The sequence below is a fragment of the Actinomadura macra NBRC 14102 genome (assembly GCF_001552215.1).
Taxonomy (GTDB): domain Bacteria; phylum Actinomycetota; class Actinomycetes; order Streptosporangiales; family Streptosporangiaceae; genus Spirillospora; species Spirillospora macra.
Map to the genome: position 1 here is coordinate 325981 of NZ_BCQT01000018.1, position 24899 is coordinate 350879.

At 71.4% G+C, this 24899-nt stretch carries 9 protein-coding genes; 6 read left to right on the forward strand and 3 right to left on the reverse strand.

Features of this window, described 5'->3' with window-relative positions:
- Positions 1–159 precede the first annotated feature (159 nt).
- Genes AMA02S_RS29135 through AMA02S_RS29155 form a run of 5 tightly spaced genes read left to right on the forward strand, consistent with a single transcriptional unit; the run spans position 160 to position 14854 of the window.
- Positions 160–1170 (forward strand): pyridoxal phosphate-dependent aminotransferase, encoded by a 1011-nt coding sequence (locus tag AMA02S_RS29135; protein WP_067464228.1) that lies wholly within the window; start codon positions 160–162, stop codon positions 1168–1170.
- Positions 1167–12356, forward strand: coding sequence for a non-ribosomal peptide synthetase (locus tag AMA02S_RS29140; protein ID WP_084265716.1), 11190 nt, complete (start codon positions 1167–1169; stop codon positions 12354–12356). Before AMA02S_RS29135 ends, AMA02S_RS29140 begins: the two co-directional genes overlap by 4 nt.
- A gap of 13 nt (positions 12357–12369) precedes the next feature.
- Positions 12370–12588, forward strand: coding sequence for an MbtH family protein (locus AMA02S_RS29145; protein WP_067464235.1), 219 nt, complete (start codon positions 12370–12372; stop codon positions 12586–12588).
- Positions 12588–13556: a ferritin-like domain-containing protein gene (locus AMA02S_RS29150; RefSeq protein ID WP_067464238.1), complete on the forward strand. Its 969-nt coding sequence runs from the start codon at positions 12588–12590 to the stop codon at positions 13554–13556. The genes AMA02S_RS29145 and AMA02S_RS29150 overlap by 1 nt, the downstream gene beginning before the upstream one ends.
- Positions 13553–14854 (forward strand): MFS transporter, encoded by a 1302-nt coding sequence (locus AMA02S_RS29155; protein WP_067464241.1) that lies wholly within the window; start codon positions 13553–13555, stop codon positions 14852–14854. The genes AMA02S_RS29150 and AMA02S_RS29155 overlap by 4 nt, the downstream gene beginning before the upstream one ends.
- 79 nt (positions 14855–14933) lie before the next feature.
- On the opposite strand, the gene AMA02S_RS29160 is transcribed toward AMA02S_RS29155, so the two are convergent.
- The 3 genes from AMA02S_RS29160 to AMA02S_RS29170 are packed head-to-tail and all read right to left on the reverse strand — an operon-like array spanning position 14934 to position 18238.
- A complete protein-coding gene (locus tag AMA02S_RS29160; protein ID WP_067464244.1) occupies positions 14934–16208 on the reverse strand; it encodes an aminotransferase class III-fold pyridoxal phosphate-dependent enzyme in 1275 nt (424 codons plus the stop codon).
- Positions 16205–16576: an acyl carrier protein gene (locus AMA02S_RS29165; protein ID WP_218005151.1), complete on the reverse strand. Its 372-nt coding sequence runs from the start codon at positions 16574–16576 to the stop codon at positions 16205–16207. The genes AMA02S_RS29160 and AMA02S_RS29165 overlap by 4 nt, the downstream gene beginning before the upstream one ends.
- A 27-nt stretch (positions 16577–16603) precedes the next feature.
- Entirely contained in the window at positions 16604–18238 is a 1635-nt protein-coding gene (locus AMA02S_RS29170; protein ID WP_067464250.1) for an AMP-binding protein, read from the reverse strand.
- Positions 18239–18469: 231 nt separating this feature from the next.
- Here AMA02S_RS29170 and AMA02S_RS29175 point away from each other — a divergent pair, with 231 nt between their 5' ends.
- Positions 18470–24868, forward strand: coding sequence for a non-ribosomal peptide synthetase (locus AMA02S_RS29175; RefSeq protein ID WP_084265717.1), 6399 nt, complete (start codon positions 18470–18472; stop codon positions 24866–24868).
- Positions 24869–24899 lie beyond the last annotated feature (31 nt).

Here is a 24899-nt window from a genome sequence, read left to right on the forward strand (position 1 = left end):
ATGCTGCCAGCAGTGGTTCGGGCACTCCAAGGCAGGAATGCGGCAATTCCCGGCTGCGGGGAAGGCAATTCTCCCGGCGTGAACTGCCGCGCTCTTGCCTGGATTCCGCACTCCGCGGCGGCCAGTCTTCAGTGGACGTCGATATGGCAGGAGGCCGATGTGGTCGCGCTGGACGGATCGGGAGCCGACGTGCTCTGGCTGGACTGGAACGAGAGTCCGCTCGGGCCCCCGCGGGCCGCGGTGCGCCGTGTGGTCGCGGCCGCGCAGCGGCTGCACGAGTACCCGCGCCACCTGCTGGAGGAGGTCACCGGGCTGGCGGCCGGCCGGTTGGGCGTCGCGCCGTCCCAGGTCCTGCTGACCTCGGGCGTGGACGAGGCCCTCGACATCGCGATGACGCTCGTGGACCGCGGCTGGGCGGTCGAGCCGGGGTTCGACTTCAACGCGCGGGTGGTGGCCAGCGGCAAGCCCTTCCATCCCATTCCGCTGGGGCCGGACTGGCAGCCGGTGGGGCGGCACGACATCGGCGCGAGGGACGCGGTGTTCCTCGCTCAGCCCGGCAATCCGACCGGGAACCTGATCGAGCAGCGCTGGATCGACGAGGTCCGCGCCGTCGCCGGCTTCTACTTCCAGGACGAGACCTACCAGGAATTCTGCTCGGCGCCGAGCATTCTGGCGGGAGAGCTCGACGCGAACGTCCTGGTCTACCGCAGTTTCGCCAAGGCGTGGGGGCTCGCCGGGATCCGGGTGGGCTGCCTGGTCGGGGACGCCGACCTCATCGCCAGGCTTGCTCCGCTGCGCCGGTTCATGCCCATCGACGCGATCAGCCTGAGCGCGGCGGCCGGGGTGCTGGAGGAGCCCGGCTTCGTCGAGACGCTGACCTCGCACGTGCGCCGCGAGCGGCCCGCGCTCGTCGCGCTGCTGCGTGACAGCGGCATGTTCCTGGACGTCCGCGACACCGAGACCAACTTCGTGATCGCCCGGGTGGCGACGGGCCGGGCCGAGGCGCTCGTCGCGGCGCTGGCGGGTCATGGGATCCGGGTCAAGTCCTGCGACTTCTTCGGCCTGGACGACTGGATCAGGATCGGGGTCGGCACCGCCGAGGGGCACCGCCGTCTCGCCGAGAGCCTGGCACGGCTGCGTTCGCCGAGCCTGATGGGAGCCCACGAGTGACGCGGTCGCCCCTGGAATCAGTGCTGCCGCTGACCCCCCTTCAGGACGGGCTGCTGTTTCACGCCCTGTTCGATGAGGACGGGGTCGATGTCTACAACGCGCAGATCGCCTGCGAGCTGGCGGGCCCCGTGGACGTGGCGGTGCTGCGGAGATCATGGCACGAGCTGGTCGCCCGGCATGTGGCGCTGCGCGCCGGATTCCTGCGACGCAGATCCGGGCGGACCGTCCAGGCGATCGCCCGGACGGCCGATCCGCCCTGGACGGACGTGGATCTCGGCGACCTGGCCCCGGCGGACCGGGACGAACGCGTCGCGGAACTGCTCGCGGACGAGCGGGCACGGCGCTTCGAAGTGGATCGTCCGCCGCTCCTGCGGCTCCTGCTGGTGCGCAAGGCCGCCGACCGGTACGTCATGGCCTGCACCTTTCACCACATCGTGCTGGACGGCTGGTCGACGCCGCTGGTCTTCCGCGACCTGTTCGAGATCTATGCCCGCGGTGGGGACGGCGGCGCGCTGGCTCCGGCCGTCCCGTTCACCGGCTTCCTTGAGTGGCTGGCCTCCCGGGACCGGGACGCCGCAGAGTCCGCGTGGCGCTCCGCGCTCGCCGGCGTCGACCAGCCCACGCTCGTCGACCCGGACGCCGGCCTCACCCGGACGCCGGTGGCCCCGGAGCGGGTGACGGTCCACCTGCCCGCCGCGTCCACCGCGGCGCTGGGCGCGCTGGCCCGCCGCCGGGGACTGACGATGAGCACGGTGATCGAGGTGGCCTGGGCGCTGCTGCTCTGCTCGATGACCGGGCGGGACGACCTGGTGTTCGGCGCGACGGTGTCCGGCCGTCCGGCGGAGCTGCCCCGGGTCGAGGAGATGGTCGGGCTCCTCATCAACACGGTGCCGGTGCGTGTCCGTCTCGACCCCGCCGAGACGCTGGGCGCCCTGCTCGCACGCGTGCAGGCCGAACAGCTCGAACTCGGCCCGCACCACCATCTGGGCCTGGCCGACGTCCGGCGCCTGGCGGGGATCGGCGAGCTGTTCGACACCGCGGTCGCGTTCGAGAACACCCCCCTCGACGAGGCCGCCATCGGGTCCGCGGTGCCGGGGCTGGGCATCGAGCTCGTCGACGACGACGCCGACCCCGAGGGCACCCACTACGCGCTGAGCCTGGCGGCCTTCCCCGGCCGCGCGCTGCGCCTGGAACTGAGCTACCGGCCGGACGTGTTCGACCGGGAGACCGCCGAGGTCTGCGCGGCCCGGCTGCGGCACCTGCTGGAGACGGCGGTCACCGCCATCGACACCGGAGTCGGCGCGATCGCCCTGACCACGCCGGCGGAGACCGAGACGATCCTCGGTGCCTGGAACGACACCGCCCATGCGTTCCCGCGGGCGGATCTGGCGACCGTCTTCGAGGCGCGGGCGGAGAACACCCCGGACCTGGTCGCGCTGGTCTGCGGCGACGAGTCCCTCACCTACCAGGAGCTCGACGTGCGGGCCGACCGGCTGGCGCACCGGCTGGTCCGCCACGGCGCGGGCCCGGACCGGTTCGTCGCGGTGGCGCTGCCGCGGACCACCGACGCCGTCGTCGCGACCCTTGCCGTCCTGAAGGCCGGTGCCGTCTACCTTCCGATCGACCCGGAGCAGCCGGAGGAGCGCAACACGGCGATCATCGCGGCCGCGGAGCCGGTGGTCCTGCTGGCCACCCGCGCGTCGGGCGCGCGGCTGCCTGAGGCGAACGGCGCGGTCCGCCTGTACGTCGAGGACGACGGGGACACAGGGGACGCCGGGGGTGTCGAGGACGCCGTGCTCGGCGGGCCGTTCGCCCGCCCCGCATCTCCGCTGCCGCATCACCTGGCGTACGCGATCGGCACGTCCGGCTCCACCGGCGAGCCCAAGGCCGTCGCGGTGGAGCACCACAGCCTGTCCAACATGTTCTTCAGCCACCACCGGAACATCTACCTGCCGACGGAGCGGGCGGCGGGGACGCGGCGGATCCGCGTCACCTTCACGTTCTCCTTCACCTTCGACGGGATCTGGAGCCCGCTGTTCTGGATGATCGCCGGCCACGAACTGCACCTCGTCGCGGACGAGACCCGGAAGGACGCCCGGGCGCTGGTCGAGTACGTCGCCAAGCACGAGATCGATGTTCTGGAGACGACGCCGAGCCTTGGTGCGCAACTGCTGGCCGCGGGGCTGACCGGCGGACAGGGCCATCAGCTCAAGGTGCTGGCCGTGGGCGGTGACGAGGTGCCCCGCACGCTGTGGCGGGAACTGCGCGATTCGTCGCTCATCGCCGTCTTCAACGCCTACGGGCCGACCGAGTGCACCATCGACCCGCTGTACTGCGCGGTCAAGGAGGTCGAGACCCCGAGCATCGGCCGTCCCGCCGCCAACAACCGGGTGTACGTGCTGGACGGTGCGTTGCGGTTGGTTCCGCCGGGTGTGGTGGGGGAGTTGTACATCGCGGGTGCCGGTTTGGCTCGGGGTTATCTGGGTCGTCCGGGTTTGTCGTCGGAGCGGTTCGTCGCTGATCCGTTTGGTGCGCCGGGGACCCGGATGTACCGGACCGGAGATCTGGTGCGGTGGGACGGCGAGGGCCGTTTGGTGTTCGCGGGCCGTGTTGATGAGCAGGTGAAGATTCGCGGGTTCCGGGTGGAGCCGGGTGAGGTCGAGTCTGTTCTGGGTGGGTTTCCCGATGTGGGGCAGGCCGTGGTGGTGGCCCGGGAGGATCGTCCGGGGGTCAAGCGGCTGGTCGCCTACATCGTCCCGGCCGATGGTCACACGATGGACCCGGAGGCGCTGCGGCACCGGCTGGCGGCGGCGCTGCCGGACTACATGGTCCCGGCGGCGTTCGTGGAACTGGAGACCGTGCCGACGAACGCGAACGGCAAGGTGGACCGCCGTGCGCTTCCGGCGCCGGAGATCACCGGCACGGCGCGGTACCGCGAGCCCAGCACACCGCGGGAAGAACTCCTGTGCGGCGTGTTCGCAGAGGTGCTGGGCCTTGAGCGGGTCGGGGTCGACGACGGCTTCTTCGAGCTGGGCGGAGACTCGATCACCTCGATCCAGCTCGCCGCACGGGCCCGCCGGGCCGGGCTGGCCCTGACGCCGCGTGATGTCTTCACGTGCCGGACGGTGGCGGGCCTGGCGCGAGCGGCCCGGGACGTGGACCCGGAGACCGGGAGCCCGGCTCCGCGGCCGCTCGTGGAGCTGGACGAGCGGGAGTCGGCCTTTCTCGCCGCCTCGGGTGCACCGGACGTGCAGGAGTACCTTCCGCTGACGCCGCTGCAAGAGGGCCTGCTGTTCCACGCGGTGTACGACGTCGAGGGCGTCGACATCTACAACGTGCAGGTGGCCTGTGAGCTGGCCGGCGACCTGGACGTGGAGACGTTGCGCGCGTCCTGCCAGGCGCTGCTGGACCGGCACGCGGCGTTGCGTGCGGGCTTCGTGCAGCGGCCTTCGGGCCGGACGATCCAGGCCATCGCGGACGGCGTCCAGGCGCCGTGGCAGCAAGAGGATCTCACCGGGCTGGACGACCGGGCACGGGGACGGCGTCTGGAAGAGATCCTGGCGCAGGACCGGGCAGCCCGGTTCGCGATGGACCGGCCGCCGCTGGTGCGGTTCACGCTGATCCGTGTCGAGGCCGAGCGGCATGTGCTGGCGTTCACCCACCATCACATCCTGCTGGACGGCTGGTCGCTGCCGCGGGTGCTGGACGAGCTGTTCGAGCTGTACGGGCTGCGGGCCGACGCCGGCGCGCTGGCGACGCCGGCGCCGTTGCGCGACTACCTGGCCTGGCTCGCGGAACGCGAGCCGGGGGCGTCCGAGCAGGCGTGGAGCACTGAACTGGCGGGGGTGGAGGAGCCGACCTTCCTCGCCCCGGCCGGGCATGCCCGCGGCATGCCGGTGTTCCCGCGGCGGGTGCAGATCGAGCTGCCGGAGACCGCCACCGCCGCTTTGACGGCGATGGCCCGTGCGCGTGGCCTGACGCTGAACACGGTGGTGCAGGGCGCGTGGGCGGTGCTGATCGGTGTGCTCACGGGCCGCGACGATGTGGTGTTCGGTGCGACGGTCGCCGGGCGTCCGGCCGAGCTGCCCGGCGTCGAGGACATGGCCGGGCTGTTGATGAACACCGTTCCGGTGCGCGTCACCCTCGACCCGGCCGAACCGCTGGGCCGCATGCTGGCCCGGTTGCAGGACCGGCAGTCCGCCCTGGCGCCCCACCAGCACGTGAGCCTCTCCCACCTCCAGCGGCTCGCCGGCCACGAACTCTTCGACACCCTGATCGCCTTTGAGAACGTCCCCGGTGGTGCCGGGCCCCTGCGCGAGAAAGTGGCGGGGTTGGAGATCACCCCGAGCGAGGCCGCGGACGCGACCGTCGCCGCCCACTACCCGCTCAGCGTGGCGGTGTTCCCCGGTGAGCGGTTGCGCCTCGACCTGAACTTCCGGCCCGATCTGTTCGACCGGGCGACCGCCGAGCTCATCGCCGCGCGGCTGCGCCGCCTGCTGGAGACGTCCGTCCACGACCAGGAGACCCCGCTCGGCCGCCTCGACACGGTGACCGCCTCGGAGCGGGACGCGATGCTGGTGGCGTGGAACGGCGCTGTCCGTCCCGGGGCCGGCGTGGCTTCGTCGATCCAGGAGGAGTTCGCGCGCCAGGTCGCCCGGACGCCGCACGCCGTGGCGGTCGTGTTCGGCGGTCGGGAGCTGACGTACGCGGACCTGGACGCGCGCTCGGACGCGCTGGCGCGCAGGCTGGCCCGGCTCGGGGTGGGACCCGAGGACGCCGTGGCGGTGCTTCAGGAGCGGACGGCCGACCTGGTGATCTCGTTGCTGGCCGTCCTGAAGGCCGGCGGGGCGTACGTGCCGCTGGAGCGCCGCTTCCCCAAGGCCCGGCTGCGGGACGTCATGCGCGACACCGCCGCCGCCGTGCTCCTGACCGACGCGGCGTCGCGCGGGATCGAGTTCGCCCACGGCGCGGCGGTGATCGTGGTCGATGACGACGCGCCGGAGGTCGATGGCGGCGGGCCGGCGGTCCCGGTGCGGGGCCGTCCCGACCAGCTCGCGTACGTGATGTACACCTCCGGGTCTACCGGAGGGGCCAAGGGCGTGGCGACCACCCATCGCGACGTGCTGGAGTTCGCGGCCGACCAGGCATGGAAAGACGAGGACCACGCCCGCGTCCTGTTCCATTCGGCGCAGGCGTTCGACGGCACCGTCTACGAGCTGTGGGTGCCGCTGCTGACGGGTGGCCGCGTCGTGGTGTGCCCGGTCCCGGATCTGGACGTCGCCACCTTGGGCCAGGTGATCGCCGACCACGGAGTCACCGCGGTGTTCATGACGTCGGGCCTTTTCCGGGCGGTGGCGAGTGAGGCGCCAGGGACGCTCGCGGGTCTCCGGCAGGTGTGGACGGGCGGCGACGTGGTGTCGGCCGCCGGGGTCCGGCGCGTGCTGGAGGCGTGCCCTGGTCTGGTGCTGGTCGACGTCTACGGCCCGACCGAGACGACGGTGTACGCGACCTACTTTCCGATCCATTCGCCCGACGACGTGCCGGACACGCTGCCGATCGGTCGGCCGCTGGACAACACCCGGGCGTACGTGCTGGACGGTGCGTTGCGGTTGGTTCCGCCGGGTGTGGTGGGGGAGTTGTACATCGCGGGTGCCGGTTTGGCTCGGGGTTATCTGGGTCGTCCGGGTTTGTCGTCGGAGCGGTTCGTCGCTGATCCGTTTGGTGTGCCGGGGACCCGGATGTACCGGACCGGGGATCTGGTGCGGTGGGATTCCGAGGGTCGTTTGGTGTTCGCGGGTCGTGTTGATGAGCAGGTGAAGATTCGCGGGTTCCGGGTGGAGCCGGGTGAGGTCGAGTCTGTTCTGGGTGGGTTTCCCGATGTGGGGCAGGCCGTGGTGGTGGCCCGGGAGGATCGTCCGGGGGTCAAGCGGCTGGTCGCCTACATCGTCCCGGCCGATGGTCACACGATGGACCCGGAGGCGCTGCGGCACCGGCTGGCGGCGGTGCTGCCGGACTACATGGTCCCGGCGGCGTTCGCGGAGCTGGCAGAGCTGCCGGTGACGGCGAGCGGCAAGGTGGACCGCCGTGCGCTTCCGGCGCCGGAGATCACCGGCACGGCGCACTATCGCGAGCCCGGCACATCGCGGGAAGAACTGCTGTGCAGAGTGTTCGCCGAAGTGTTGGGTCTTGAGCGGGTCGGTGTCGATGACGACTTCTTCGAGCTGGGCGGAGACTCGATCATCTCCATCCGGCTCTGCGCACAGGCGCGCGCCGCGGGGCTGGTACTGACCCCCCGCGAGGTGTTCACCTGCCGCAACGCCGCAGCACTGGCACGAGCGGCGCGGGTCCCGGACGCGGCGACCGGGGAGGCGGCAGCGCGACCGCTACTCGATCTCGACGCGGGCGAACTGGCCTTCCTCTCGGCTTCGCAGCCGACGGAGGTCGAGGAGTACCTACCGCTGTCGCCGCTGCAAGAGGGCCTGCTGTTCCATGCGGTGTACGACGTGGAGGGCGTCGACGTCTACAACGTGCAGGTGGCGTGTGAGCTGGCCGGCGATCTGGACGTGGAGATGCTGCGCGCGTCCTGCCAGGCGCTGCTGGACCGGCACACCGTACTGCGCGCCGGGTTCGTGCAGGGCCGCTCGGGCCGGAGCGTCCAGGCCATCGCCGAGAGCGTGGAGGTGCCGTTCAGGCGCGTCGATGCCGGCGGGCCCGAGGGGCCGGCGCGGCGAGGGCGCCTGGAACGGCTGCTGGCGGAGGAGAGGACGGCCCGGTTCGCGATGGACCGCCCGCCGCTGGCGCGCTTCCTGCTGATCCGGCTCGGCCCGGACCGGCATGTGCTGGCCTTCACCCACCATCACATCCTGCTGGACGGCTGGTCCCTACCGGCGGTCCTGCGCGATCTGTTCGAGCTCTACGGGCACCGCGCCGACAACGACCGGCTGCCGCCGCCGGTACCCCTGCGCGACTACCTGGCCTGGCTCGCGAGCCGTGACGTGGACGCCTCCGAACGTGCGTGGCGTACCGAACTGGCGGGCCTGGACGAGCCGGCTCTCGTGGCCCCGGCCGCGCAGGGAGGCGGCCTGCCGGTGCTCCCGCGGCGGGTTCGCATCGAGCTGCCGGAGACCGCCACCGCCGCTTTGACGGCGATGGCCCGTGCGCGTGGCCTGACGCTGAACACGGTGGTGCAGGGCGCGTGGGCGGTGCTCGTAGGCATCCTGACGGGCCGCGATGACGTGGTCTTCGGTGCGACGGTCGCCGGGCGTCCGGCCGAGCTGCCCGGCGTTGAGGACATGGCCGGGCTGTTGATGAACACCGTTCCGGTGCGCGTCACCCTCGACCCGGCCGAACCGCTCAGCCGCATGCTGGCCCGGTTGCAGGACCGGCAGTCCGCCCTGGCCGCCCACCAGTACCTCGCCCTGTCCCACATCCAGCGCCTCGCCGGCCACGAGCTCTTCGACACCTCGATCATCTTCCAGAATCTCGGCGACGACGAGGGGCCCCTGCGCTACCGGGTCGCGGACGTCGAGGTGACCGTCACCGACGGCGGGAACGAGACGGTGGGGACCACGCACTACCCGCTGACCCTCATCGCGATGCCGGGGCCGCGGCTCCGCCTGCATCTCAGCTACCGGCCGGATCTGATCGACGCCGGCGCCGCGACGAACGTCATGGACCGGCTGCAGCGCCTGCTGACCGTGCCGGCCGACGATCTGGACATCCCGCTCAACAAGCTCGATTCATTGGGTGCCCGGGAGCGCCGGGACCTCCTCGAAGCGCGCAACGACACCGCCGCCCCCTACCCGCCGGGCACGCTGCCCGAGCTGATGCGCGCCCAGGTGCGGCGCACTCCGGACGCGGTCGCGCTGGTCGCCGGGAGCGAGTCCCTGACGTACCGCGAGCTCGACGCGCGCGTGGACCGCCTCGCGAACCGGCTCTACGCGGCGGGGGCCGGACGCGGGCGTGTCGTGGCGGTGGCGCTGCCGCGTTCACCCGAGGCGGTCATCGCCCTGCACGCGATCCACCGGACCGGCGCGGCGTATGTGCCGGTCGATCCGGGCCTCCCGCCGGACCGGGCGCGGTTCATCGTCGAGGACACCGACGCGGTGGCCGTCCTCACCCCCGACAGCTACAGGGAACTGACCGGCGACGCGGTGCCCTCGCCCACCGCGCCGCCTGGACCGGGGCCGCTCGACGCCGCCTACGTCATCTACACGTCCGGATCGACCGGTCGGCCGAAAGGTGTGGTCGTGCCCCATGCCGGGGTCGTGAACCAGCTGCTGTGGATGCAGGAGAGGTATCCGCTCGGCCCGGACGACCGCGTGCTGCTGAAGACGACCGCGAGCTTCGACGTGTCGGTCTGGGAGTACTTCTGGCCGCTGATGGCGGGCGCGACGCTCGTCGTCGCCCGGCCCGACGGGCACCGGGATCCGGTCTACCTCGCCGGACTGATCGAACGGGAGAGGGTGACCACCGTTCAGTTCGTCCCCTCCATGCTGGAGGCCTTCGTCAGGACGCCGGGCCTACCGGCACTTTCCACGTTGCGGCGCGTCCTGTGCATCGGTGAGGCGCTCGGCACGGCACTGGCGGAACGGTTCCATGCCCTGTTCGACGCCGAACTGCACAACCTCTATGGCCCCACGGAGACCTCGCTCGCCTCCACCGCGTTCGAGTCCAGGACGGGCACGCGGGAACTCTCGATCCCGATCGGCCTTCCCCTCGCCAATACCCGGGTGTACGTGCTGGACAGTGCGTTGCGGTTGGTTCCGCCGGGTGTGGTGGGGGAGCTGTACATCGCGGGTGCCGGGTTGGCTCGGGGCTACCTGCGTCGTCCGGGTCTGTCGTCGGAGCGGTTCGTCGCTGATCCGTTCGGTGCGCCGGGAACCCGGATGTACCGGACCGGAGATCTGGTGCGCTGGGACGGCGAGGGCCTGCTGGACTTCGCGGGCCGCGTTGACGACCAGGTGAAGGTCCGCGGGTTCCGGATCGAACTCGGTGAGATCGAGGCGGCGCTGCGCACCTCGGCCGCCGTCGCGCAGGCGGCGGTGGTGGCCAGAGAGGACGGGCCGAGCGGCGCCCGGCTGGTCGCCTATGTGGTTCCGGCGGACGGTCACGCTATTGCCCCGGAGGCGCTCCGGCGGCATCTGGCGGCGGCGCTGCCGGACTACATGGTCCCGGCGGCGTTCGTGGAGCTGGCAGAGCTCCCGGCGACGGGGAGCGGCAAGGTGGACCGCCGTGCGCTTCCGGCGCCAGAGATCACGGGCACGGCGCAGTACCGCGAGCCCGGCACATCGCGTGAAGAGCTGTTGTGCAGGGTGTTCGCCGAGGCATTGGGACTTGAGCGGGTCGGTGTCGATGACGACTTCTTCGAGCTGGGCGGAGACTCGATCATCTCCATCCGGCTCTGCGCACAGGCGCGCGCCGCGGGGCTGGTACTGACCCCTCGCGAGGTGTTCACCTGCCGGACCGTCGCGGCACTGGCGGAAGCGACACACGACTCCCCGCCTGACGACGCCCGAGCGCGCTCTTCAGCGCACACCGCTCCGCCGCTGGACGGGGGAGACCCGGAAGTACTCTCGCTCACCCCGCTGCAAGAGGGCTTGCTCTTCCACTCCAGCCTCGATGAGCGGCGCGTCGACGTCTATCACATGCAGACCACAGTGGAGCTGCACGGGACGCTGGACACCGAGCTTCTGCGGACCGCCTGCCAGACGCCCATCGATCGTCACGCGAGCCTCCGGGCCTCCATCGTGCGTCCCCCGGGGGGCGCGCCGGCCCAGCGGATCGCCCGCGCCGTCGCCGCGCCGTGGGAGGAGCTCGACCTGCGCGCGCTGGACGCGGAGCGGTGCCGCGCGCACCTCACGGACGTCCTCGCGCGGGATCGCCTGCGCCGCTTCGACCTGGACGAGCCGCCGCTGCTGCGCTTCACCCTGATCCGCCTGGCCGACCGGCGGCACCTGCTCGTGTTCACCTGCCATCACCTGGTCCTCGACGGCTGGTCGCTCTCCCACGTGATCGGCGAGATCTTCGAGACGTACGCGCGGGGCGGCGGCTCCTCCTTGCCGGCACCCGCTCCCCTCCGCGACTATCTCGCGTGGCTCGCCGGACAGGACCGTCGCGCGGCGGAGGGCGCCTGGCGCAGCGCCTTGGCCGGCCTCCCCGGCGGGACGCTCGTCGCGCCGGGCGCGCGGTTCACCGCCCCCGACCGGCTGCCGGAGAGCGTGGAAACCGAACTACCCGCAGCGGACACGTCCGCGCTGGCCAGGACCGCACGCGGGCACGGGCTCACGCTGAACACGCTGGTCCAGGGTGCCTGGTCGATCCTGCTCGCGGGGTTGACCGGCCGCCGCGACATCGTGTCCGGTGCCACCGCGGCCGTCCGTCCCCCCGAACTCGCCGGGGTGGAGGAGACCGTCGGGCTGCTCGTCACCACGATGCCGGTCCGGGTCCGCCTGTCCCCGTCCGAGCCGGTCGCGGACGTGCTGGTCAGGCTCCAGGACGAGCAGTCCGCGCTCGCCCCGCACCGGCATCTCGCTCTCGCCGACGTCCAGCGGCTCGCGGGTGCCGGGCCGCTGTTCGACACCTCGACGGTGTTCCAGAACCACTCCGCCGGCCCGGCGGGGCCGCGACAGGTCGACGACGACCTGCGGGTCGTCCGGCTCGACGGCCGGGACGCCTACCACTACCCCCTCAGGCTCTCGGCGGTACCCGCCGAGCGGCTGCTGTTGCGTCTGGACTACCGGCCTGAGCTGTTCGCAGATTCCGCCGCCGGCACGCTGCTCGCGTGCCTGCGCCGCCTGCTCGAAGCGATGGACAGGGCCCCGGACCTGCCGGTCGCGACGCTCCTGGCGATGGCCGAGCACGAGTGCGCCGGGATGCGGCCGGTACCCGAGGAGGCGCCCGGTCATCCGGCGCGCGCCTACCGCCCTCCCCGCGATGAGACGGAGGAGGCGCTGTGCGGCCTCTTCAGTGAGGTCCTGGGCGTGGACGACGTCGGGGCCGACGACGACTTCTTCGTCCTCGGCGGAGATTCGATCCAGGCGCTCCGCCTGCACGGAGCGCTCCGCACCACATTCCGGACGACGCCGGGTGCCCGGGCCGAGCTGAACGTCCGGGCCGTCTTCGAGGCCCCGACGCCCGCCGCGCTTGCCGCGCTGCTCGGCGTTCCGAGCCCTGCACACCGATGAAAGGACCTCTCTCGTGAAGAACCCCTTCGACGACCCCGACGGCCGGTTCCTGGTGCTCGTCAACGACGAGGGCCAGCACAGCCTGTGGCCGTCCTTCGCCGACGTGCCCGCGGGCTGGCAGCCCGTCCACGGCGAGACCGACCGCCGGTCCTGCCTGGCCTACGTCGAGGAGCACTGGACCGACATGCGGCCGAAGAGCCTCGTCGCCCAACTCGAGAACGAGGACCGTTGATGTCGCCGCCCGGCCCCCACAGCACCCTCGTCGAGGTCGACGCCCATATTCGCTCCTGTCTGAACTGGGACTACGGCCGCCGCGACAGCCGGATGTGGCAGCTGTACGAGCGCAGCAAGGTCGCCCAGTGGAACGTCTCCACCGACATCGACTGGACGCCCGAGGTCCACGTGGGGTCGCTGCTGCGTCCGCGCGACGGACTGGTGCCCCCGACCGCGCCGCCGGGCAGCCCCGTGTCCCCCGAGCGGTGGAACGACTTCCTGTGGGAGTTCCAGGTCTGGATGGTGAGCCAGTTCCTGCACGGCGAGCAGGGGGCGCTGCTCACCACCGCGCGGCTGGTCGAGGTCGTTCCCGACATCGAGGCCAAGACCTACGCGGCGGCGCAGGTCGCCGACGAGGCCCGGCACGTGGAGGCGTACGCGCGCTACATCGACGAGAAGCTGGGCGTCTCGTACCCGATCAACGCCGGTCTGGAGCAACTGCTGCGCGACCTGCTCGCAGAGTCCCGCTGGGACGTCCTCTACCTCGGCGTCCAGGTCGTCATCGAGGGGCTGGCGCTGGTCGCGACGCGGGTGGCGAGCACGAGCTTCGGCGATCCCGTCATCACCTCGATCACCCGGATGATCGCGCGGGACGAGGCGCGGCACATCTCGTTCGGGGTGGTCGCCCTCGACGGCATGTACCAGGACATGACCAGCCGCGAGCTGGCCGACCGCGACGACTTCCTCCAGGAGGCCGTCCACGTCATGTCCCAGCGCTTCCTGCTCGGCGAGGTCTGGGAACACCTCGGCGTGGACGTCGCCGCCGGCCGCCGGTTCGTCCGGAACGACCCGCGGATGGTCGCCTTCCGGCAACTGCTGTTCTTCAAGGTCGTCCAGGTGCTGCGGCAGATCGGCATGCTCACCCCGGCCGTCCGGGACCTGATGCTCGCCGAGTCCCTCGCGCAGCCGGAGGTGTTCGCCAAATGAGCGATCGGGGGAGGGCGCCGGAACCGTCCGAGGACGGCCCGCTCCCCTCCCTGTGGCGCAGCCCCGACTATGTCGGCTGGTGGACCGGGAACACGGTCTCCGCCGTCGGCACCAGCCTGTCGGCCATCGCCTTCCCCCTCCTGGTCCTCTACACGACCGGTTCGGTGGCCCGTGCGGGCATGATCGGCGCGGCGAACCTCGCGGGGATGCTCATCACCACGCTGCTGGGCGGCGCGCTCGCCGACCGGGTGTCCCGCAAGGCCATCCTGGTGCTTAGCCCGCTCGTCCAGGGCGCGGTGCTCGCCGCCGTCGCCACCGCCGTGGCGACCGACCGTGCCTCGCTGCCGCTGCTCGTGGCGGCGGCCCTCGCCGGCGGCCTGTCCGCGGGCGTGGTGACCGGCGCCGAGATGTCCGCGCTGCGCCGGATCGTGCCCAAGGAACAGCTGCCGGTCGCGACCGGTCAGATGATGGGACGCGACCTCGGCGCCGACCTGATCGGGGCCCCGCTCGGAGGCGTGCTGTTCGCCGTCACCCGCTGGTTCCCGTTCGCGGCCGACGCCGTGTCCTTCGTCTTCGCGGCCGTCGGCGCCCTGCTGATCCGCCGGCCGCTCGGACCCGACCGGTCCGCCGCCGTCCGGCGCAACTCCGTGACGCAGGACATCGCGGCCGGAATCAGGTTCGTCCGCGAGCAGCCCTTCCTGCGGTTCACCGTCATCTGGGGCGCCCTGCTCAACACCGTCACCGAGGCGTTCACCCTGCTGTTCATCGCGCTGATCCGCTACCGCGGCGGCGGTCCCGCCCAGGTCGGCCTGATCAGCTCGCTCGCGCTGCTCGGCGGGCTGGTGGGCGCGGTGATCGGCCCGTCGGTCGCCCGCAGGGTCCGCCCGCAGCGGGTGCTGTACGCGGCCGCGTGGGCGTTCGCGGCCACCCTCGCGGCCTGCGCCTTCGTCCCGCGGCCGTGGCAGATCGGCGCGGTCGTGACCGTCGCCATGCTGACCATGGTCCCGCTGAACGTGGTGCTGCAGGCCGCGGTGGTACGGGTCGTGCCCGACGAGTTCTCGGGCCGGGTCGCCGCGGTGGGCCGGTTCGGCACGATGGCGTTGCAGTGGACGGGACCGCTGGTCGCCGGGCTCCTGGCGAGCCTGTTCGGCGTTCCGGGCGCCGTGCTCTCGCTTCTGGTGCCGGTGGCGCTGCTGGCCCTCGCCCTGCACGCGACGCGTTCCCTCGACGCCATGGACGTCCTCACCGACGATGTCCGCGTCACGTCCCCGAAGGAGAAGGCGCCCACGGAGGCCTGATGTTCGCGGGGGAGGCTCCACAGACGACGGCGCCGGCGGCTCATCCGAGCCGCCGGCGCCGTCGCACGGGGAGATCGTGTCAGCCGGATCTCGCCGCCCGGCGCTCGGCCGCCCGGCAGCCCGCGTCCAGGATCGCGAAGGCGCGGTCCATCTGGGCGGCGTCGGTGACCGCCGGCGGCAGCAGCTTGAGCACGGCCGGTCTGCTCAGGCTCTGGCCGACGAGCAGCCCGCGCCGGCCCGCTTCGAGGACCGCGAGCCCCGCGACGGTCGCGTCGCCGAACTCGACGGCCGCGAGCAGGCCGGTGGAGCGGACCCCGACGACACTCCCGGGACGGGAGGCGGCGAGCGCCGCGACCCCCGCGGCCAGCCGGGCCGCCACGGCGGGAAGGCTCTCGGCCACCGTGTCGAGCAGGTCGAGCGCCGCCAGGCCCGCGGCGCACGAGGCGGGGTGCCCGCCGAACGTCGCGGTGTGGAAGTAGGGATCGGCCGCGAGCGGGGCGAACAGCTCCCGCGTGCCGACCACGGCCGACAGCGGCATGACGCCGCCGCCGAGCGGCTTGCCGAGCAGGACCGCGTCGGGCCGCACGCCCTCGCTCACCGACACCGACACCGGCCCGCAGCGGCGGAGCCCGCACTGGATCTCGTCGGCCAGGACGAACGCCCCCGCCGCGTGCGCGTCCGCGCTCCACCGGCGCAGCAGCTCCGGCGGGATGGCCCGCCCGCCGCCCTCGCCCTGCACGGGCTCGAAGATCAGCGCCGCGAAGGGAGCCTCCCGCGCCGCCCGCGCGACCGCGTCCGGCTCCAGCGGAAGATGCCGCACGTCGCCGAGGAAGCCCCGCACGGGACCGCGGCGAAGCGGATCGTGGGTCAGGGCCAGCGCGCCCATGCTCTTGCCGTGGAATCCCCCTTGCACGGCCAGCGCCGACGGCGTGCCGGTGCGGGCGATGGCGAGCTTGAGCGCGGTCTCGACCGCGTCCGCGCCGTTGAGCCCGAAGGAGACCTTGTCCAGCCGGCCCGGATCCACCAGGGCGGCGAGCCGGGCGGCCAAGGCGGCCGCGTACGGGTTGGTCAGCAGCCGGGTCGAGGTCGGCAACGTCTCCAGGGCGGCGCGCACCGCGCGGGTCACCGTCGCGGGACGATGACCGAACAGCGGCACGGCGTAGCTGCCGAAATCGAGCATCGTCCGGCCGCTGGACAGCCGGACCTCGGCGCCCTCGCCGATCGCCTCGAAGGCACCGGACCCGAGGATCCGCTGCCGTTCGACGGTGTCGGAGACCAGATGGGCCAGCGCGTCGGCGAAGACCTCCGACGCGGGCGGGACGGGGGGAGCGAACTCCTCCGGTGCGACCGTCATCCGCGCGGGTCCCAGGTCACGCCGTACCGCGCGCAGTACTCGGTGACGTCCGCGTCGTTCGCCGGCCTGGCCTCGGACCTGGCCACCGCGCTCTCGATGAGCCCGACGACGTCGCCGACGGAGGTCAGCAGCATCGCCTGCTCCGGCGTGACGGAGTCCAGGTCGAACAGGTCCTCCAGGGCGAAGGCCAGCTCGGTAAGGGTCAGCGAGTGGAAGCCGAGGTCGTGGATCAGCCGGTGATCGGCCATGACGACCTCGGTCGGGGCCGGCGCGAGGATGCGCACGATCTCATGGATCACCGGCGCGACCAGGTCCGCGCCGGTCGTGGAATGGGCCTCGGGCATGGGGTGGGTCTCCTGTCTGGTCATAGGTCTGGTCGTGCGGCACGTTCTGTGTCACGGCGTGCCCGCTGGCGCCGGTTCCGGCGCCAGCGGGCGGATGTCGCCTTCGAGCGTCCCGTCGCAGAACGCCTGCCACATCACCCGGCGCCGGGGCTTGCCGCTGGAGGTGACGGCCAGCCCGGCCCGCGGCACGGTCACCGCGACCAGGTCCGCGCCCTCGATCTGCTCGGCCAGCACCCGGCGTGCGATCGCCGGCCACTCCGGCCTGGGCGCCGCGAGGACGACGGCGGCCGTCGGCCTGCCGTCCCGGATCCCCAGCAGCGCGGCCGCCCGGCGTTCGGGGATGCCCAGCTCGCAGAAGCGCGCCTCCAGGCTCTCCGCGAACACCATGCGGCCGCGGACCTTGAGGCCGTCGCCCAGCCGGCCCAGCACGAACAACTGCCCGTCCCGGACGAAGCCGGCATCCCCGGTGTACAGCAGGCCGTCCTGGATGCTGGTGCCGGACGCGGTCCCGGAGTCGCCGACATAGCCCGTGGCCAGCGACTCCCCGCCGACGACGATCTGCCCGACCTCACCGTCGGGTGCCGGCCCGCCCCGCGCGTTGACGACCCGGACGGGAGTCCCGCCGATCGGACGCCCGCAGCCGACGAGCGGTGTCGACGCCCCGTCCGGCGCCGCCGTCGACCACGTCTCCTCCAGCGGCAGCATCGTGACCGCGAGCGTCGCCTCGGCGGAGCCGTACGCGGGTGTCAGCGCCCGCCGGTCGAGGCCGTTCGGCCCGAGCAGCCGCTCGAACTCCACCAGGACCCGCGGGTCGATCCGCTCCGCGCCGAGGATGACCGCGCGCAGCGAGTCGAACCGCAGGCCCGCCAGCTGCTCGGGACGGATCCGCCGCAGGATGTACGCCAGGCCGAAGTTCGGCATCGGGGCGAACCGGATCCGCTGGTCGCTGATACAGGACAGGTAGCGCAGCGGCGTGCGGATGAAGTCCTCGGGCTGCATCAGCCAGCCGTCGCACCCCGTGACGACACTGGTGATCAGGCCACCGATGAGGCCCATGTCGTGATGCACGGGCATCCAGTTGATGATGGGGCCGTCAGGGGTCAGCAGCAGGTGGCGGCGGATGGCGTTCACGTTGGCGGCCAGGGCATCGGGGGAGATCCGCACACCCCGCGAGAAGCCGCTGGATCCGGAGGTGAACTGGAGCAGCGCCGTCTCGGCACGGCCCGTCGGCCACTCCGGCGCCCGTCCCGCGACCAGGTCGTCGAACCGGACGGGCGCGGCGAGCCCGGCCGCGTCCGCGATCGGCGCCACCCTCGCCAGATCACCGTCGTCACCGACGACGATCAGTGCGGGACGCGCGATTCCAAGAACGTGCGAGAGATGTCTTTCGTAGTCGTCCCCGCGCTGGAACGCGAACGGCGGCGCGATCGAGGTGACGGTCGCGCCGGCGGCGAGAGCCCCGAACATGCCCGCGACGAAACCGGGCCCGCACCGCTGGACGATGGCGACGACGTCGCCGTTCCGCAGCCCTCGCTCGGCGCAGGCGGAGACGACCCGCAGGGACAGATTCCACAGGCGCGTGTACGGCCAGAAATCCCAGGTGCCATCAGGCTGTGCGAAATGCAGGCCACGGTCGGGAGCCGGGTCGTCGAGCCATTGCAACAGAGTCCTGTCCGGAATCCGCACGTCCGGCCTTCCTTTCTTCACACTGCTGAGAAGGGAGACATCTGGCAATGATGGGCACCCGCGGCCATGGGCATCCAGGCAGCGGCCCGGCAACTCCGTCCGATGCCCGCGGCAATCGGCCTCTCGAATTTCCGGGCCTCTTGCCTGTCGGCGCCCTTTCGCACGGGCCCACACTGGCAACCGGCCGACGCGGACCGCACCGTCCTTCCTCGCTGAAAGGCACCCGAATCGATGAGCATGTCCACCGCCGCCCCCGTATGCCTTCCGCTGACCGCGGCCCAGCTCGGAGTGTGGCTCGCTCAGCGGATCGATCCGGCCTCACGCGCCTACGAGCTGGTCCAATGCGTCGACATCCACGGCCCCGTCGACACCGCCGCCTTCGAGGACGCCCTCCGGCAGGCCGAGCGCGAATGCGGCGCGTTCGACGTCCGCATGGGCGAGGACGAGGGCGGGCCGTACCAGCGACTCGACGGGCCGTCCCCCGGCCCGGTGCCGGTGGTGGACCTCAGCGGCGACCCCGAACCGTCGGCCGCCGCCGACCGCTGGATGGCCGGCGACCGCGCCGTCCCCTTCGACATCCTGCGGGACCGGCTGTCCAGGGACGTGCTGTTCAGGCTCGCCGCGGACCACTACCGCTGGTACAGCCGTAGCCATCACCTGGTCGTCGACGGTTTCGGCGGTGCGCTCTACCACCGCCGGATGGCCGCGCTGTACACCGCGGCGGTCCTCGGCGCCGAACCGTCCGCGGGCACCCGGCTCGGCGGGCTCACCGACCTCCTCCGGGCGGAGGCGGACTACCGGGCCTCCGACCAGTTCGAGCGGGACCGCGACTACTGGACCCGGCGCTTTGCGGACCTGCCGGAGGCCGTCAGCCTGGGCGGTCACGTGGCGAGTCCGCCGCACGCCCCGCCGTTCTGGCGGGAGACCGCCGGCCTGTCCGCCGACGCATTCGGCGCGTTGACCCGGGCGGCGCGCGCCGAGCGGACGACCTGGACCGTGCTCGTCATCGCCGCCGTGGGCGCCTACCTGCACCGGATGACCGGGGCCACCGACCTGGCCGTCGGGATCCCGGTGACCGCGCGGCGCGGCGACATGCTGGCCAGCCCTGGAATGGTCTCCAACGAACTGCCGCTACGCCTGTCGATCCGTCCGGAGACGACGAAGGGCGACCTACTCCGCCAGGTCTCGGCGAACCTGACGGATCTGCTGCGGCACCAGCGCTTCCCGTACGACGACCTGCGCCGCGAGCTGCGGCTGACGGGGGACGGCGGGCACCTGTTCGGAGTCTCGGTCAACATCATGCCGCTCGACGGCGGCCTGGAGTTCGCCGGTCACCGCGCGACGGTCCGCACCGTCCACAACGGGCCCGTCAGAGACCTCGCCCTCACGATCACGGCGGACGGCGCGTCCGCGGGGCTGGTCATCGACTTCGACGCGCCCTCCGGCGGGTACGATCCCGCGGACCTCGCGGGGCACCGCGCCCGCTTCCTCGACCTGCTCGACGGCCTCGCGGCGGCCGACCCGGAAGAGCGGATCGGCCGGTTCGCGATGGTGACCGCCGCGGACCGGGACGTGATCGTCGAGGAGTGGGGCCGAGGCGCCCGCCCGGCCGGTGACACGGCGCCGTCGATCCACGAGCAGTTCGCCCGCCAGGCCGTCCGGACGCCCGATGCCGTGGCGGTGATCTCCGGCGACCGGGAGCTGACGTATGCGGAACTGGACGCCCGCTCCGACGAACTCGCCCACCGCCTGCGCCGGCTCGGCGTGGGGCCGGAGGACGTCGTGGCCGTGCTCCAGGAGCGGACGGCCGATCTGGTCGTGACCCTGCTCGCGGTGCTGAAGGCGGGCGCCGCCTACCTGCCGCTGGAGCGCCGCTTCCCCGCGGCCCGGGTGCGGGGCATTATGCGCGACGCGGCGGTCGCCGTGCTGCTGACCGACCGGCCCTCGGGCGGCGAGGAGTTCGCGGACGTCGCCGTCGTGGTCGACGTTCAGGATGACGAGCCGACATACATCGACGGCCCCCTGGTGACCGCGAATGGCCGTGACGCCCTCGCGTATGTGATGTGGACGTCGGGGTCGAGTGGTGGACCGAAGGGCGTGGGGGTGTCGCATGGTGCGGTGTTGGAGTTGGTGGGGGATGGGTGTTGGTCTGGTGGGGATTTTGGTCGGGTGTTGTTGCATTCGGCGCAGGCGTTTGATGCGACGGTTTTTGAGTTGTGGGTGCCGTTGTTGAGTGGTGGTGCGGTGGTGGTGTGTCCGGGGGATGTGGATGTGGTCTCACTCAGGCGTCTGGTCGAGGAGTTCGGTGTGACGGCGGTGTGGTTGACGGCGGGTTTGTTTAATTTGGTGGCTGCGGAGGATCCGGGGTGTGTGGCGGGGTTGCGTCAGGTGTGGACGGGTGGGGATGTGGTGTCGTCGGTGGCGGTTCGTCGGGTGTTGGAGGCGTGTCCGGGTTTGGTGGTGGTGGATGGTTATGGTCCGACGGAGACGACGGTGTTCGCGTCCCGTCATGTGATGGCATCGGTGGCGGAGGTTGGGGATGTGGTGCCGATTGGTGTTCCGATGGATGGGGCGCATCTGTATGTGTTGGATTCGGGGTTGTGTGTTGTTCCGGCGGGTGTGGTGGGTGAGTTGTACATCGCTGGCGGTGGTGTGGCTCGTGGGTATGTGGGTCGTCCGGGTTTGTCGTCGGGGCGTTTTGTGGCTGATCCGTTCGGGGTTGCGGGGGCTCGGATGTATCGGACGGGTGATCTGGTGCGGTGGGATGCGGGGGGCCGGTTGGTGTTCGCTGGCCGCGCTGATGATCAGGTAAAGGTCCGCGGTTTTCGGATCGAGCCGGCCGAGATCGAGGCCGCGTTGGCTGTACATGGTTCGGTGGGGCAGGCCGCGGTGATCGTCCGTCAGGATCAGCCCGGAACCAAACGACTGGTCGCCTACATCGTCCCGGCCGACGGTACGGAGGGCATGGACGCGAACGTCCTACGCGAACACCTCGTCCCGCTCCTGCCCGACTACATGCTGCCCGTGGCATTCGTGCAGATCGAGGCACTGCCGACGACCGCGAACGGCAAGGTGGACCGGCGTGCCCTGCCCGCTCCGGAGTACACCGGCGCCGCGGACCACCGTGCACCGCGCGGCCCTCGCGAGACCGTGCTGTGCCGCCTGTTCGCCGACGTCCTCGGAACGGAGCGAGTCGGTGCCGATGACGGCTTCTTCGAGTTGGGCGGAGACTCCATCACCGCGATCCAACTCGTCGCCCGCGTGCGACGCAGCGGATGGGAGATCACTCCCCGCGACGTGTACGCCCACCGTACGGCCGCGGCGCTCGCCGAGGTCGCCCGGCAGGTCACCGACGCCGAGCCCGTCGAACCGCCGCCGCTGGACCTCGACGAGGACGAACTCGCGTACCTGGCCGCCTCCGCCATCGGCAGGGCTGAGGAGTACCTCCCGCTGTCGCCGTTGCAGGAAGGACTGCTGTTCCACGCCCTGTACGACGCCAACGGCGTCGACTTCTACAACGTGCAGGTCGCCTGCGAACTGACGGGACGGCTGGACGCGGAACTCCTGCGGACCTCATGCCGACGCCTGGCCGACCGGCACCCCGCCCTGCGCGCCGGGTTCGTGCAGCGGCGGTCGGGGCAGACCGTCCAGGCGATCAGCGGCAGCGCCGACGTGCCGTGGACCGAAGTGGATCTCGCCGACCTGGACGAGGCGGCCCGCGCCGTCCGGGCGGCGGAGGTGATGGCGGCCGAACGGACCCGCCGGTTCGCGATGGACCGGCCACCGCTGGTCCGCTTCGTCCTGATACGGCTGGCCGCGGACCGCCACGTACTGGCCTTCACGCACCATCACATCCTCTTGGACGGCTGGTCGCTCGTTCAGGTGCTCCAGGACCTGTTCGACCTGTACGCGCAGGCCACGGGTGGCGCGGAGCTCGCCGAGCCGGTGCCCTACCGCCGTTACCTCGCCTGGCTCGCGGCACGGGACGTCGCTCTCGCCGAGGCGGCCTGGCTCGACGCGCTCGCCGGCGTCGAGGAGCCCACCGTCCTCGGCGCGCCGGCGTCGGACCCCGTCGCCATGCCGGAACTTCTGGTGGCGGAGCTGACGGAGGAATCCACCGCCGCACTGGTCGCGTCGGCCCGCGCCATGGGAGTCACGGTGAACACCCTGGTCCAGGTCGCGTGGGCCTTCTTCCTCGCCATGCTGACCGGGCGGCGGGACGTGCTCTTCGGCACGACGGTGAGCGGGCGCCCACCGGAACTGCCCGGGATCGAGTCCATGGTCGGCCTGCTCATGAACACGGTGCCGATCCGCGTCCGCATGACCCAGGCCGAAACGCTCCGCGAACTGCTGACACGCGTCCAGGACGAGCAGATGGCGCTGTTGCCCCACCAGCACCTCGGACTGGCCGACATCCAGCGCGCGGCCGGTGTCGGCGAGCTGTTCGACACCACGATCGTTTACGAGAACGTCCCCGTAGGCGACGCCCTCGCCCGGACCACCGTCACCGACGACCTACAGGTCACGGTCGGCCGCTCCAAAGCCGTCGTGGCAGCCACCCACTACCCCCTCAGCCTGACGGTGTTCCCGGGCGAGCGGCTCCGGCTCGAACTGAACCATCGGGCGGGCCTGCTGACTCAGGCGACCGTCGAGATGATCCCGGCGAGACTCCGGCACCTGCTGGAGTCCTTCGCCGGGAATGAGGACATGCCCGTGTCCCGGTTCGGGACCGTCTCTGAGAACGAGCGCGACCTCTTGCTGCGGGACTGGGGACGCGGAGCACCGTGCACCGCGTCCGGGTCGTCGATACCGGAGCAGTTCGCCCGGCAGGCGGCCTCCTCACCGGACGCGGTGGCCGTCATATGCGAGGACACGTCACTGACGTTCGCCGAACTGGACTCCAGATCGGAGCGGCTGGCCGAGCAGCTGGTCGGGCTAGGCGTCCGGCCCGAGGACAGGGTCGCGATCCTCCAGTCCCGCTCGGCGGACGAGGTGGTCTCGCTCCTGGCCGTGCTCAAGGCCGGCGGCGCCTACATGCCCTTGGACGCACGGTTCCCAGAAGCGATGCTGCGCGAGGTGATGCGCGACACCGGAGCGCGGATCGTCCTGACCGACGCAACCTTCGCAGGCATCACCCTCGGACCGGACATCGCGGTGGTGCCGATCGGCGCCCTCGACCTCACCGGCCGGCCCGTCCCCTCCCGTCTCCCGACGGTGACAGGTGGCGATGCTCTCGCGTATGTGATGTGGACGTCGGGGTCGAGTGGTGGGCCGAAGGGTGTGGGGGTTTCGCATGGTGCGGTGTTGGAGTTGGTGGGGGATGGGTGTTGGTCTGGTGGGGATTTTGGTCGGGTGTTGTTGCATTCGGCGCAGGCGTTTGATGCGACGGTTTTTGAGTTGTGGGTGCCGTTGTTGAGTGGTGGTGCGGTGGTGGTGTGTCCGGGTGATGTCGATGTGGTTTTGCTGAGGCGGCTGGTGGAGGAGTTCGGTGTGACGGCGGTGTGGTTGACGGCGGGTTTGTTTAATTTGGTGGCTGCGGAGGATCCGGGGTGTGTGGCGGGGTTGCGTCAGGTGTGGACGGGTGGGGATGTGGTGTCGTCGGTGGCGGTTCGTCGGGTGTTGGAGGCGTGTCCGGGTTTGGTGGTGGTGGATGGTTATGGTCCGACGGAGACGACGGTGTTCGCCTCTCGTCATGTGATGGCATCGGTGGCAGAGGTTGCGGATGTGGTGCCGATTGGTGGCCCGATGAATGGGACGCATCTCTACGTATTGGATTCGGGGTTGTGTGTTGTTCCGCCGGGTGTGGTGGGTGAGTTGTACATCGCTGGCCGTGGTGTGGCTCGTGGGTATGTGGGTCGTCCGGGTTTGTCGTCGGGGCGTTTTGTGGCTGATCCGTTCGGGGTTGCGGGGGCTCGGATGTATCGGACGGGTGATCTGGTGCGGTGGGATGCGGGGGGCCGGTTGGTGTTCGCTGGCCGCGCTGATGATCAGGTAAAGGTCCGCGGTTTCCGGATCGAGCCGGCCGAGATCGAGGCCGCGTTGGCTGTACATGGTTCGGTGGGGCAGGCGGCGGTGATCGTTCGTCAGGATCAGCCGGGCACCAAACGACTGGTCGCCTACATCGTCCCGGCCCACGACGGCTTGGACGTCTCCGAGGTTCGCGACCACGTCGCCGCCGTCCTGCCGGACTTCATGGTCCCCTCGGCGTTCGTCCTGCTGGACGCGATTCCAGTGACCGCCAACGGAAAAGTGGACCGCAGCGCTCTCCCGGTGCCCGAAACGGCCCTCTCCGCGGAGTTCCGCGCGCCAAGAAGCGCGGCCGAAGAAATCTTCTGCCGCCTCTATGAGGAAACCCTGGCACGAGACCATGTCGGGATCGACGACGACTTCTTCGAAGCCGGCGGGGACTCCATCATCGCGATCCAGCTCGTCGCCCGCGCACGGGCGCAAGGTCTGGCGATCACACCACGCGACATCTTCGAACAACGCACCGTGTCGCGCCTGGCCGCCGAAGCCCAACCCGTCGCCCCCGATACCCCGCCGGAGCCGGCGCCGACACTGCTCACCCTGACCCCGGACGAACTCGACGACCTAGAACGCGCCCTGCGCCCCCACAACGAGAAGGCGTGACGATCACCGATCCCCATTCCATCGCGGCGGC

Excerpts from the sequence above, each read along its gene's own strand:
- AMA02S_RS29150 (WP_067464238.1), top strand. The coding sequence starts at position 12,588 with ATGTCGCCGCCCGGCCCCCACAGCACCCTCGTCGAGGTCGACGCCCAT.
- AMA02S_RS29175 (WP_084265717.1), top strand. The coding sequence starts at position 18,470 with ATGAGCATGTCCACCGCCGCCCCCGTATGCCTTCCGCTGACCGCGGCC.
- AMA02S_RS29165 (WP_218005151.1), bottom strand. The coding sequence starts at position 16,576 with ATGACCAGACAGGAGACCCACCCCATGCCCGAGGCCCATTCCACGACC.
- AMA02S_RS29155 (WP_067464241.1), top strand. The coding sequence starts at position 13,553 with ATGAGCGATCGGGGGAGGGCGCCGGAACCGTCCGAGGACGGCCCGCTC.
- AMA02S_RS29160 (WP_067464244.1), bottom strand. The coding sequence starts at position 16,208 with ATGACGGTCGCACCGGAGGAGTTCGCTCCCCCCGTCCCGCCCGCGTCG.